Origin of the sequence: Duncaniella sp. (assembly GCF_029054785.1) — a bacterium.
Taxonomy (GTDB): Bacteria; Bacteroidota; Bacteroidia; order Bacteroidales; family Muribaculaceae; genus Duncaniella.
In genome coordinates this window covers 1-13,170 of the sequence record NZ_JAIDEN010000060.1, presented here as the reverse complement: position 1 = coordinate 13,170, position 13,170 = coordinate 1, and the positions used below count along the sequence as shown (strand labels likewise).

The following is a 13,170-nucleotide window of genomic DNA, read 5'->3' as shown; positions in this document are numbered from 1 at the left end:
GTACGACGACATGACCGTGGCACAGGCCTTAGGGATAGACCGCAAACTGGAAGCCTTGTACAGCATCCTGAACGGAGATGCCTCCGAAGCACATTTCGCCACACTTGCCGACGACTGGACCCTCGAAGAGCGCGTACACGCTGCCCTGACGGCATGGGGAATGGATGGCACTCCCCTCACACGCCCGTTGAACGGCCTCAGCGGCGGAGAAAAGACCCGCCTGTTTCTGGCAGGCATGGAGCTGCACGCTCCCGATGCCATCTTGCTGGACGAGCCTACGAACCACTTGGACGCGAGGGGCAGGGAACGGCTGTACGAGTTTGTGAAGCGTACTTCCGCCTCCCTCCTCGTCGTCAGCCACGACCGCGAATTCCTCGACGGCCTTGTCGAGAAAGTCTACGAATTCGGAGGCGGCCAGGTCCGCGAATGCCTCGGCGGCATCTACGAATTCCTCGAAAAGAAAAAACTCGCCTCTCTTGCCGAACTCGAACGCAACACGATCCGCCCCGTAACCGACAAAGCCCAGGCCGCCCCGCAGCAGAAACCGACCGCCCAGACCTCGGCGTCTGACAAACAACCCTACACTGCTGCCGTACCCGCCCAGCGCAAACTGAGCTACGCCGAGCAACGCGAACACGAAAAACTCGTCCGCAAAGCCCGCAAGAAAGTCGAAGAAGCCGAGGCCGAAATAGCCCGACTCGAACAGCAGGTGGCCGAAATCGAATCTACGATCGCCGCAGGCAATCCCCCCGCCGACATCTACGACCGCCACGCCTCGGCTACCAAACAGCTCGAAAACGCCATGTCACTTTGGGAACTCGCCTCTCTGGAATTCGAAGAAATCTCAAAATAAACTTTCGCCCTACACGTTTTTCCAATTTTCATTCCACATTAAAATATGGGCGGAGGCGGTTACGAATACAACGCCGATATGAAAAATTTCGGAAATCACAGAGTGTAATTACGCCTAATATGATGTTGTCGACGGAGCCATAATCGGGACTGACGCCACAGTTGCATCTGACATTCCACCTTATTCCATTGCTGTCAGCAGCCCTGCGAGGGTAATCCACAAACACTTCGATGACAAAATCATCCAGTTGCTTGAACGTCTGCAATGGAGAAACCTGCCGATTGAGGAAATTGACAAACTCATCCACATCTTCACCAACACTGATATCGCCGAAATGAAACAAGCCGTAAAAGCATGTCTTGAAGATAAATCAACCGTTTGAATATTAAATCAGTTTCATTCTAAGGCCCAATATCGTCTTACGATATTGCGAATATCTCAACGATTGAATTTTGGACAAAAAAATTTTTTTGAGGGGGCGGATTATAATTAACTCTGTTTTTCCCAAAGGTGTATAGTCCACTTTTCTACGAAATGCGTCGAATGTATAAGCGACAATTTTGGGAATCGATAGTCAATTAGAATGAGCGGTCATTCTCCACTCTTTTTACGTCACACAGGATAACGAGGGAACATTTTCATGTTCCCTCGTTTGCCAAATGCGTTAGGACTTGGTAAGCCTATTAACGGCTGGAATAATGTGATGAATGGGATGAGTGAGAGCTGTGACTGCTGTGGCTACTGTGCGAACTATGGCTACTGTGCGAACTGTGCCAAGCCAGTAAATTTGCATCTCCCGTATTCTTTTCTAAAATCAAAGATGGGACTTGCTTATTCCCCTTATCTTGGGAAATGCCCAAATCAGCACTACCACTAAACTTAGCTGCAATACTCTCTCCTGTTGAAGATAAGAATCCCATGCAACCAATCACTGCCGAGGCGATGATAAAAGCAATTTTCTTCATCATGTCATGTATTATGGTTAAACAATCAGGTTAATTAAATCTTTTTATATGTGAACTGTGGAAATTTTGATTTGAAGCAAAAAGACCGCCGCAACAATCTCTTAACTGACATGAGGTACATTCCGGTAAAAAGGTATCTTTCCAATCCGAAATTGCATTTGCAGCAAATCTTCTTAATTGTTCAGGCAGAATACATAATTGTGAATTATAAATAAGAGGTTTTATTCCTCTATTATCTAGTATCTCAACAGCCTTTGTCAACTGAGAATTATAATCATACGGATCTATCCATAATTCTGATATATTCCCTTCTGCTAATCCAATAGTTTCCATTTGAAGAAAAGCGACTTGCGACACAAAAGGGAAATTCCTATATACATATTCTGACAATTGTGGAAGTCGCTCATAAGTAAGTTTATGAACAACAATTCGAATACCTATTCTTTGGCGGTATAAAGCCAAATTATAGAGACCCTGCACGGTTTTATAGAATGTATTAGCTCCAACTACTTTATTATGAATTGATGGAATATCGGAGAATATTGGAATATCAATCTGCAAGTCTTTACATTTACACGCAGCTAATTTAGCCGCAAATGTTTTGTCTGCAAATTTCACTCCATTGCTCAATATATTAAGCGCAGCCTCCGGCATACGTTTTTGTATTTGTCGTATATAATCAAATAGTTGATCTCCTACTAATGTAGGTTCTCCGCCAGTAATACCAATTTCTTTCGTTTTTTTAGAACAAAGTGAGATTATTTTGGAGTTAAGTTCAAAATAATCAGGCTCTTCTATTACTGGAGGCTGTGGACACATAATGCAACGATGATTGCATTTACCCGTGGCGAATATAGCATTATGGTTTGAGTTTATTTCGTATTGAAATACTATTTCTCCCTTTTGGTTGATTAGCACAACATCGCCATCGGAAAAATCGGAGCAGTCCTGAACTCTGGATACAACACATCCTTTAGGCGAAATATCATTTAAGGCGGTTATTGTCGCTAAATAGCCAAAGCCATTATCCTTAGCTGTCGGTGCAACAAGAATAGTGTTTTTTCTACGAAAGATATTTACACTTTTTGTCGAAATTACGCCGATGATAGACTCAGTAATATTATGCGGTATGCCGTTTATCTGCTTCATATACTCAATATTATCTTATCCATGACCAAAATATCCGCTCAATCTCTTTATCGCCTGATTTCAGCAATTCAAAAAGGTATCGTATGATGGATTTAGTCTTTTTACACATTTCGTTGGTGGGGCGGAATCCAATAACATCTCCTTGTTCGGACATGTTCCTTACTGGATCAGCACCGCAATACGGCTGAAACACGCACTTTGAACATCCTGGCAGACATTCGGTACACGATTTTGAAATAATATCATGGAGTAATTCTCCGTTGAACATTTCTTGATGAGTATTTTCATGCACGTTTCCTAACTTAAAATAGTAGTTTTTAAAACGAGCCATCATTCTAGCCTCATCCGCAACATAAACATTACCATCATAATCATATATTGCGCCGGAAATTCCGACGCCTGCTGGAGATTGTAAATCAACAAATCCAGTTGCAAATGGTGTCAACATTCGGCGTAAAAGCAATGCCGCGTATCCCTCGACAAAGTAAGTGCCGTTCCTATTCAGCTCAATGATATAGTTTAAACCTTCTTTGTAGTTTTCAATAAACTCATCAATCGGATAGGCTATTTTTTCTTTATACTGTTTCGCAAAACCATAGGGATTAAGCGAGCGAAGGAAAATGTTATTGAATCCCAATCTAACATACTCATCTATGATTTCCTTAAAACGCCCAAGACTATGCTTAGAGGTTGTCATCAAAGCACCAACACAATCTTTGTCTCCAAATACTCTGCGGATCATTTGGAGATTTTCTTCAAATATCTCGTGAGTTTTATGTGTATTTTGTAGTGGTCTATTGGTATTATGTAAATCAGCCGGTCCATCAAGTGATGTGGAAACGAGACATTTATGCTTCTTGAGATATTGTACCATATCCTCATCAAGAAGGCTTATATTGGTACAAATTATAAATTCAAGATCTTTCTTTTTTAATATGTTAAGAGTCTCTGCTTCCTCGATGATGAATTTAACCATCAGGAAATTAGTAGATGGATCTCCGCCTTGGAACTCAATCTTTATGTATTGTGATGGAGACTGAAATATAAACTTTACAACTTTTTTTGCTGTATCCTTGCTCATATCCACAGATTCTGCATCCATGTCCTTTCTTGCGACCTGACAATATATACAGCTTGAGTTACATCTAAGGGTTGGGACAACCATATGTAATGTCGTAAAATCCCTTAATATGCTTTTCTTTGTTCGATATTTAGTAGCAAGCATGCCAACAACATCCTCGATTTTATCAGTAGTGACTATCTGCTTTGACGCTAAATCATAGAATATCTCACTATTGACATCAAGCTCTCCATTGATGAATAAATTGAATTCATCGATTGGCATAAAGACAAACTCACCAATTTCATTGGTAAGCAGGTATTCATGTTCATCATACCGTTCAAACCTAAATGGTAATAGTGTATATTGTGTCGACATAGCTGATGAAGGTTACTTGTTTACTGGCTTAAATGCTTCCTCAACTATCAAATCTCGAATATGACCAAATTGTTTTTCTGTGTCAATTCTTATCTGTTGGTCTATAAAATCATTACAGATTTCTTTGATAGTAGTATCGTCAACTGCAATTTCTTTCTTGCTTTCAAACAGTACATCGAAAGCTTCTCCATTGTCTGAAAGATGTATATAATAATCTCCAGAGTATTTATATGCAGTAGCTTGTAGAGCTTCTTTTGAATACAGGGATTTAGAGAGCGAAACCATTGCCTTGCTCTCTTCAATATGAGTAATTGGATATGTTAGATGTGCCATTCGTTATGCTTGACCTCCGACTCCTCAGGTCAATACAAAAAAGAAGCGTGGAGCCGTATGCCACACATCTAATTTGGAGGTCCTGAGAAAACCTAAAGTACTGAGGTGGGGAATAGCAGCCCACGCCCTATGGCGTGAGAACCACTATGCTCTTCTCTTGTACTTTATTCGAAAATTTCTCAGGTTTCCAAATTACAAGTTAAGCATAACGCTTCATTAGTTCATATGTCCTGAACCAATGACATAAACCACTGATTCAAGGGCAAAATTAATACTTTTTTTACAACTGAGGAAATTTGTACGACTATTTTAATCAATGATATGTTACTCAATGTATCTTTAAAACAAATTTCAGATCAAAAAAAACAATATGCTATGCGTTTACTGGATATCGACGCCAGCAATCAAATTTTATGAATTCAATAATTTCATTCCTCCCTTTTGGACAAATAATCTTCAATAAATCGGCCCCATTTTAAAGTGGTCAAATTTGACTACTTTAAAAATTCGCATCATAGACCTTCCCAATTATCATGAAAAACACCTGACATACATAATGATCCTTTCAAATAATGCAGAATTGAAACTTCAAATAAAACTACACTAAGGACATTAGAATAATATAGTGTCAAATAGCAATTATAAGCAAAATTTCATTTTAACAATCTTCATACTAATCCATTGATTATTCCTTAAAGATGCTTGTTTCTGCAATTCATCAATGCGATAATAAAAATTTCAAAAAACGATACGAACTCCCGTCCAAGTCCCTGCTTGCTAACGGTGGGATACAAGGGTATGAAGCACTCCGACTTCTTCCACGTACCGGATATTTCCCGTTGACAGTCAAATAGGCCTTCGGTTGCTCATGATTGATAATGACCGACACTATAACCCGACCATCAACCATCATGACAAACGACCACATTAGAGCCTCGGACGCCATAACCCGCGTATGATAGATGCACCGCAGCCCCATCCGATCATTTGAATGGAACTGCGGTGCGCGTCTTTATCTATGGTTTAAAGTCTTTCCGGCAATAGGCCCAATTATCATACCTCAGGTTAAACCTCCGTCTACTCCGCCACCAGCCTGATCCCGCCGTCAGCGATCACAATCTTACGCTCGCGGTAGAGATGACCGATGGCCTTCTTGAAATCCTTCTTCGAACACTGAAACGTAGCCCTCACCGTTTCGGGCGCCGCCGAATCAGAGATCGGCAGAAATCCCTCCGGTTCATTGGCCAGACGCTTCATGATCCGCTCCATCAGCGCATCGACGCGACCGTCATTACCGCCGCTCAACACCAGGTCGATCTTACCGTCCTCACGGACCTGCTTCACATAAGCCGTGATCGCCTCGCCGATCTCCAGCGGAGCGAAAAGCTCGTTCTCATAGATCATCCCGTGAAACAGATCGTCGACAATCGCCTTATAGCCCAGATCAGTCCGTTTATAAACCAACGCCTTCACCTTGTTGCCTACCCGGTAGCGCGGATAGGTATTGCCGAGAAACTTGTCGATCTTCGCCGAAGCGACCACACGCTTGGTGGCATCGTCCAGATAGACATAGACCAGCACCACCATCCCGCGTGAAAGTTTCATCTTCTGCTCGCTGTAAGGCACAAGCAGATCCTTCATGATCCCCCAGTCAAGAAACGCCCCTGTCTGGTTGACGTCGCAGACCTGAAGATAGGCAAACTCGCCCACCTGGACAAACGGACGCTCCGTAGTGCAGATCGGACGCCCCTCTGAATCCTTATAGACAAAAACCTCCATATCGTCGCCAGGATGTAAAGGCTGGGAGATATAGCGGGTTGGGAGAAGCACTTCATTTCCGTCGGCATCCTGAAGATAGGCGCCGAAATCAACATTGCGGGCCACCCGCAGAGTGTTGTATTTTCCGATCTTAAGCATATAGAGCATTATTTTTGTGCAAATTTAACCATTTTTTCACGAATTACCCCTAATTTTGCATAATCAGGAGACAATCCGCGCTTATAACTAAACGCCTTGCCACTCCTGATTGTTAACCATCAGGGCTTTTAACGACGGCAATCCGCCTGTCCGCATCGGCCCGCTAATCTCAAAAAAACAACATGGACGAACTCCTAAGATACTTCCCGGATCTCACCGACCGGCAGATTGAACGCTTCACGGCACTTGGCCGGCTCTATCCTGAGTGGAACGAGAAAATCAACGTCATCTCGCGCAAGGACATCGGCAATCTCTACACCCACCACATCCTCCACTCCCTGGCCATCGCCAAATTCCTCACCCCCGCCCCCGGCTCGCTATTCATCGATCTCGGCACCGGCGGAGGCTTCCCCGGCATACCCCTCGCCATCCTCTGGCCCGAATGCCGCTTCCATCTGATCGACCGCATCGGAAAGAAAATCCGCGTCGCCTCCGAGATCGCCACTGAGATCGGGCTCGAAAACGTCACCTTCCAGCACGGCGACATGGGTGAATGCAAACTCAAAGCCGACTTCGTTGTCAGCCGCGCCGTCATGCAGCTCGACGAACTCGTGAAGATCATCGTCCGCAACATCTCGGCCGAACAGCGCAACCCTGTCCCCAACGGACTCATCTGCCTCAAAGGCGGCGACCTCGCCCCCGAACTCGGACGCGTCAAGCGCCCGCTGCTCGACATCCCCCTCAGCGACTGGTTTGCCGAAGACTATTTCAAGACAAAAGACCTCATATACGTAGAACTATGAAAGTAAGCCGTTTTGTTTTCAACATGTTCGGAGTCAACACCTACGTGATCTGGGACCCCGAAACCCTCGAAGCCGCCATCGTCGACCCCGGCATGATCGACCAGGCCGAGAAAGACGCTCTTGACAGCTTCATCTCCCGAAACAAACTCAGGCCGACCCAGCTGATCAACACCCACAGCCATCTCGACCACATCTTCGGCAACACATATATAAAGGAGAAATACGGACTCGAAATCAAAGCCAACCCCGCCGACGATTTCCTTGCCCGCACCCTCCCCGAACAGGCCGCCCGTTTCGGCATGCGCCTGCCCCTCGCTCCGCAGTCACTCGACGTCGAACTCCATGACGGCGACACCATCCTGCTCGGCAGCGAACCAATCGAGATCCTTGCCGTCCCCGGCCACTCTCCGGGAAGCCTCGCCCTCTACTGCCCCGAATCAGGTTTCGTCATCACAGGCGACGCCCTCTTCCCCGGCTCAATCGGACGCACCGACCTCCCCAAAGGCGACCACGCCACACTCATCGACTCGATCCGCCGAAAGCTCCTCACACTCCCCGACTCCACAGTGGTCCTCTCAGGCCACGGAGGCGAAACGACCATCGGACGCGAGAAAGCCGCCAACCCATATCTCTGAGCTACTGCCCGTCCGGACGCACTCCCTCCACCCCAAAACATAGCTGCCGTCAAAGAAGCTTCCAAAGACAAGGCCATCAGAAGCCGCTTTAACGCCCGTTGGTCACTTTTTTGACAATCATTAAAAAATAATTACGGAATTTTTTCTTTAATAAGATTAAATCACTTATATTTGCCAGCGTCAACCAGGCTATAACCCGCGGCGGTCATCGCCGAAGGCATATAGCCCGCAGCTTATAGGACCTACCAATCGTTCAACTATTATAACAGTTATGACACGACCCAAACTCAAAATCCGCGACCTCACACTGCGTGACGGCCAGCAGTCACTTTTTGCAACCCGAATGAAACAGGAGACAATCAACCGTCTTCTGCCCTATTATGAGGACGCCCGCTTCCACATCATGGAAGTCTGGGGCGGTGCAGTGCCCGACTCAGTGATGCGTTATCTCGACGAATCACCCTGGCAGCGTCTGCGCACCTTCTCGGAGGCGATGGATTCAAAAAGCGAACACCCCAAGGCACTTCTCTCGGCCCTCTCCCGTGGCCGCAATCTCTTCGGCTATGTACCCTATCCCGATTCTGTGCTCGAAGGATTCTACAAAGAAGCGATCGCCAACGGTCTGAACGTAATGCGCATCTTCGACGCGCTCAATGATATCGACAACGTCAAGGAATCAATCCGCCTGATCAACCGCCTGGGAGGCATCGCCGACGGCGCTGTCTGCTACACCGTCGACCCCAAGCCCGAAGCCCCCGAAAAACCCAGCGGCTTCTTCGGCAAACTCAAATCCATGTTCGGCGGAGGCGAGACAGGTCCCGCACCCATCTTCACCGACGAATACTTTGTCGACAAAGCCCGTCAGATGGAAGCCCTCGGTGCAAAGATAATCACCCTTAAGGACATGGCCGGCCTTGTCAACCCGCTGCGCGCGGCCTCGATCATCTCAGCCCTCAAGCGCGAAGTCAAGGTTCCCGTCGACTTCCACACCCACTGCACCCCCGGCTACGGCTTGGCATCCTCACTCATGGCCATCATCAACGGCGTCGACATCCTCGACACCAACATCTGGTGGTTCGGAGGAGGCTCGGCAGCACCCGCCATCGAACTCATCTGGGTCTTCTGCCAGCGCATGGGAGTCGAAGTCGAAGTCAACATGGAAGCCGTCAGCCGCATCCGCAAGGAGCTCCTCGAAGCCCGCAAGGAACTCGCCCAGTTCGACCTCAACAAAGACCGCATGCCGCGTCCGTTCGACCCGCTGACCGATCAGCTGCCCCCCGAAGTGCTCGCCCTCTTCGACAGCGCCATCGAATTTGCCAAAGTCAAAGACGAAGCAGCCCTGCTTGACGCCTGCCACAAAATCGAAGCCTACTTCGGCTTCCCGAAACCCAACGAACTCGTCAAGACCGCGGAAGTTCCCGGCGGCATGTACTCCAACATGGTCGCCCAGCTCAAGCAGCTCCAGAGTGAAGACCTTCTTGAAGACGCAATGCGCCTGATCCCGATGGTGCGCCGCGACGCAGGTCTGATCCCGCTGGTGACCCCGACAAGCCAGATCGTAGGCAGCCAGGCAGTGCTCGTGGCCCTCGACCGCAAGAACGGCAAGCCCGACTACACCAACAAGTCAAACCAGTTCATCTCGCTCGTCAAAGGCGAATATGGCAAAACCCCGGTGGCCATTGATCCCGCCTTCCGCGAAAAGATCACAGGCAGCCCCGAAGAAAAGCCCTATGACGTCAGCGTCTACCGCAAGCCGGAAAACCCCGAACTTCCCGAACTCGGAGGCAAAAAACTTGCGGCCAACAACGAGGAATATCTCCTTCTTGAACTGCTCCCATCCGTGGCCAACGGCTTCCTGCGCAAGCGCCGCAAAGAAGAATTCGAGGCCGAAGAGTCAGCCAAAGCCCCCGCGGCACCGGTTGAAGAAGAAGCCACAGCAGCAGTCGAGCCGATCACCGGACCGGTGATCGCAGCCCCGATGAGCGGACGCATCGTCTCCGTCAATGTCAAGCCCGGCCAGGAAGTCAAGCTCGGCGACACAGTGATGGTCTACGAAGCCATGAAAATGGAAAACGACATCGAATCTGAAATCAGCGGAGTTGTCAAGCGAGTGCTTGTCGACATCGACGACCAGGTAGCCACAGGGACAGCCCTTATCGAATTTGAAGGCTGATCCGACCGACATATAGACAACGATATAGGACTCAGCAGAAATGCCGGGTCCTATATCTGCGTTACAATACCCACGCGGAGTTGTTGAAAACAACAGCAGCAACTTCCGAGTATCTGCGTTGCAATACAGAAATCCAATTATCACACATTTTTTTACACAATCACTATTTTCACATGAAATCAATCAAAGCAATCATGCTGGTGCTCGCGGTGATCGTCAGCGCCGCAACCTTCACTGCCGACGCGCAGTTCCGTTTCGGACCCAAAGTCGGTCTCACCGTCAATGACATGCACTTCAACAAGAGTGTCCTCGACGCCGACAACCAGACAGGCTGGACCGCAGGTCTGATGGGCGAATTCACCGTTCCCGTCATCGGAATCTCCGCCGACCTCTCGGCCATGTATGTCCGCCGCAACACCAAATTCCTCCAGGAACAGGGCATCTCGAAAGACAACCGCGACTACATCGAACTTCCCCTCAACCTCCGCTACAACTTCTCCCTGCCGGTGATCAGCAAAGTCGTTGTTCCCTACCTCGGCGTAGGTCCCAGCGTCTCCTTCCTCACCAGCCGCAAGAACGTCAAGGACGCCTACACCAACAAATCAGTTGACTGGGCCTTGAACTTCGGCATCGGTCTGCGTTTCCTCAGCCACATCGACATCAATGCCCGCTATGGTCTCGGCCTCACCAAAGCCGTCCACGCTGTCAGCTCAAATGCCGAAGCAGCAGGCATCGAAGGCAAAAACCGCTACTGGACAATCACAGCAGCCTACCTTTTCTAATCGGGACTCCGCATAGAAAATTTTCCCTTCAAATACACTCTGACGGTCTTGCAGCCCCCTGCAAGACCGTTTTTTTGATGCTCCCTGAATTTTTTCGAAAATTTTCCTCTACCTTTGTAACAAGTCCCGCATTCCGGCGGTCATAGTTATTGAATGCGCGCACAACAGCAAAACTCAATCAACAACCCACAGCCCCCGGAATGAAATTCCGAGGCTCAAAAAAAGAAACTTTTATGAAACGATATCTGCTCTCCCTCCTGCTTGCCTCCACAATGGCAACCCCTCTCCTTGCCGCCGACAGCATAGACAGTGTGTTCGACGATTTTTCAAAGGTTGACAATGCCGACTATGTAAACGTCCGTCCCTTCATGATGAAACTATGTGGCTTTGTGGGCGCCTGCCAAGCGGATCTCGACGCAAGGATCATAAGTAAAGTCCGGTCCGTGAAAGTTCTCGATCTCGACTGCGCGTCGCAGGCCGACAAAACGCGCCTCGCCGAACGGATGGCGTCAATGACGGGCAAGAACTTCGAAGAACTCATCAGCGTCACCGACGAGAATGAGCGCGTTAAGATCTTCGGCGTGATAAAGAAAGACTATATCAGCAAACTGATCATCTACACCCGCGACCATGCCGGCACAGACTGCACCCTCATCAGCCTTGCGGGCAAATTCACCAAAGAAGATCTCAGCAACCTCGTCAAAAGCTCATCGGACAATTAAAGTGATGGATGCTTCAGACATCAAACGCATCTTCCTGCCCCTCCATCCGCTGCTCTACCGGATAGCCCTGCGCATCACCGGAAACCGGGAGGACGCCGAGGATCTCGTGCAGGAGACCTACCTCAGGCTATGGAAACAGCGCGACAGACTCGACACCGTCGGCAATGCACAAGCTTATGCCATCACGACGCTGCGCCACGTCTGCTTTTCAGCGCTGAAATCGCGACCGCCCGACGAGATGATCCGGCGCTTCGATCCAGCCTCTGACAACAATATCCGCAGCGATGACGACGAGATGGCCGAGCGCCGCGAGGAAAGCGAAATGATCGTAAGCATCATCGACTCCCTGCCGTCGCCTCGGCACGAGATTGTCAGGATGCGTGATCTTGAAGAACTCCCCTTCGATGAAATCGCCGAAAAGACCGGACTCACCCAGACCAATGTGAGAGTAACATTGTTTCGCGCACGCAAGCAGATCAAAGAAATTTTCAAACGACTGACAAATGACCGATAAAAATCCTGAAATAAAAGAGATTGACAGACTGATCGACCGTTTCGCCAACGATAATATAACACCGGAAGACCAGAAGACTCTCATCCGCTTGCTCGGCGACGAAGACAATGCGGATATTCCGGCAGGTCTTGAGTCAAGACTTGCCGCCGCCATCGACCGCGCCGCCGAAAGTGAAGATCTCCGAGGACGCATCAGAGTGAAAGAACACGGTAAAGGACGCCGATGGAGAATTTTGGCAGGCATAGCCGCTTCGGTAGCTGTCGCACTGACTCTCGGAGTGCATCTGCTCAACCGCGATCTGCACACCGCACCACCCACTCCACGCGACACGTACACCAATCCAGAGGACGCGTATGCCGAAGTGCAGAAAGCCCTTGAAATCTTCTCGACGACTCTCGGCAAAGGTATGCGGAAGGTAGAGATGGTCGAAAACACCACCGCCGACATACAATCAAAAATAACATCACAACTCCAGAAAACTTCCACACCCAAAAACGACAGAATATGAAACGCATATATATAATCGCACTGTTTATCGCGCTATACACCGGAATCATGAGCGCACAGACCACAATCTTTGACCGCTATGCCGACACCGACGGCGTCACGACGGTCTACATCTCGAAAGCCATGCTCCGGATGATGCCCGACATCGGCGAAGGAGCCGGAGGATTGAAGATAGGCGAAATTGCATCGAAACTCGACAATCTCCAGGTTCTCACCTGCGAGCGTAAGACGCTGATAGCCAAAATCATGAAAGAGACGACGACGCAGACGTCAAAGGGCTACGAAATCCTGGTCAAGGTGAACGAGGGGGGAGAGAAGACCGACATTTTTCAGAAATCGCTCGGAAACAACAAGATGGAATATCTGATACGTGTCAGCG

At 48.4% G+C, this 13,170-nt stretch carries 14 protein-coding genes and 1 pseudogene; 10 read left to right on the top strand and 5 right to left on the bottom strand.

The window, feature by feature from the left end:
• Positions 1-379: pseudogene (locus tag K2H17_RS04100) on the top strand (ATP-binding cassette domain-containing protein); the annotation flags it as partial.
• 721 nt (positions 380-1,100) lie between these two features.
• Positions 1,101-1,235: a hypothetical protein gene (locus tag K2H17_RS04095; RefSeq protein WP_300131735.1), complete on the top strand. Its 135-nt coding sequence runs from the start codon at positions 1,101-1,103 to the stop codon at positions 1,233-1,235.
• A 301-nt stretch (positions 1,236-1,536) separates the two neighbouring features.
• Here K2H17_RS04095 and K2H17_RS04090 read toward each other — a convergent pair whose 3' ends face one another.
• The 5 genes from K2H17_RS04090 to K2H17_RS04070 all read right to left on the bottom strand — a co-directional run bounded on the left by K2H17_RS04090 (position 1,537) and on the right by K2H17_RS04070 (position 6,655).
• Positions 1,537-1,821, bottom strand: a complete 285-nt coding sequence (locus K2H17_RS04090) for a hypothetical protein (protein WP_300131733.1) — start codon at positions 1,819-1,821, stop codon at positions 1,537-1,539.
• 27 nt (positions 1,822-1,848) lie between these two features.
• A complete protein-coding gene (gene hxsC / locus K2H17_RS04085; protein ID WP_300131731.1) occupies positions 1,849-2,967 on the bottom strand; it encodes a His-Xaa-Ser system radical SAM maturase HxsC in 1,119 nt (372 codons plus the stop codon).
• A 10-nt stretch (positions 2,968-2,977) separates the two neighbouring features.
• Positions 2,978-4,405: a His-Xaa-Ser system radical SAM maturase HxsB gene (gene hxsB / locus K2H17_RS04080; RefSeq protein WP_300131729.1), complete on the bottom strand. Its 1,428-nt coding sequence runs from the start codon at positions 4,403-4,405 to the stop codon at positions 2,978-2,980.
• Between the two features lie 12 nt (positions 4,406-4,417).
• On the bottom strand, positions 4,418-4,738 hold the full coding sequence (hxsD, locus tag K2H17_RS04075) for a His-Xaa-Ser system protein HxsD (protein WP_300131726.1): 321 nt from the start codon (positions 4,736-4,738) through the stop codon (positions 4,418-4,420).
• A 1,077-nt stretch (positions 4,739-5,815) separates the two neighbouring features.
• Entirely contained in the window at positions 5,816-6,655 is an 840-nt protein-coding gene (locus K2H17_RS04070) for a S1-like domain-containing RNA-binding protein (protein WP_300131725.1), read from the bottom strand.
• Between the two features lie 182 nt (positions 6,656-6,837).
• Here K2H17_RS04070 and rsmG point away from each other — a divergent pair, with 182 nt between their 5' ends.
• From rsmG to K2H17_RS04030, 8 genes are all read left to right on the top strand, one after another.
• Positions 6,838-7,458, top strand: coding sequence for a 16S rRNA (guanine(527)-N(7))-methyltransferase RsmG (rsmG, locus tag K2H17_RS04065; RefSeq protein WP_300131723.1), 621 nt, complete (start codon positions 6,838-6,840; stop codon positions 7,456-7,458).
• The gene (locus K2H17_RS04060; RefSeq protein WP_300131721.1) at positions 7,455-8,093 is read left to right on the top strand and encodes an MBL fold metallo-hydrolase; all 639 of its coding nucleotides are present in this window, start codon (positions 7,455-7,457) and stop codon (positions 8,091-8,093) included. The genes rsmG and K2H17_RS04060 overlap by 4 nt, the downstream gene beginning before the upstream one ends.
• 271 nt (positions 8,094-8,364) lie before the next feature.
• A complete protein-coding gene (locus tag K2H17_RS04055; protein WP_300131720.1) occupies positions 8,365-10,266 on the top strand; it encodes a biotin/lipoyl-containing protein in 1,902 nt (633 codons plus the stop codon).
• Between the two features lie 173 nt (positions 10,267-10,439).
• Complete coding sequence (locus K2H17_RS04050) at positions 10,440-11,048, top strand: porin family protein (RefSeq protein ID WP_300131719.1); 609 nt, start codon at positions 10,440-10,442, stop codon at positions 11,046-11,048.
• Between the two features lie 233 nt (positions 11,049-11,281).
• Positions 11,282-11,770 carry a DUF4252 domain-containing protein gene (locus K2H17_RS04045; protein WP_300131718.1) on the top strand — a complete coding sequence of 163 codons (489 nt, stop codon included), beginning with the start codon at positions 11,282-11,284 and terminating at the stop codon, positions 11,768-11,770.
• A gap of 4 nt (positions 11,771-11,774) precedes the next feature.
• Positions 11,775-12,284 (top strand): RNA polymerase sigma factor, encoded by a 510-nt coding sequence (locus tag K2H17_RS04040; protein WP_300131715.1) that lies wholly within the window; start codon positions 11,775-11,777, stop codon positions 12,282-12,284.
• Entirely contained in the window at positions 12,274-12,792 is a 519-nt protein-coding gene (locus K2H17_RS04035) for a hypothetical protein (RefSeq protein WP_300131712.1), read from the top strand. Before K2H17_RS04040 ends, K2H17_RS04035 begins: the two co-directional genes overlap by 11 nt.
• Positions 12,789-13,170 (top strand): DUF4252 domain-containing protein (locus tag K2H17_RS04030; protein WP_300131709.1); only part of this gene is annotated, 382 nt, incomplete at its 3' end. The genes K2H17_RS04035 and K2H17_RS04030, both read left to right, overlap by 4 nt.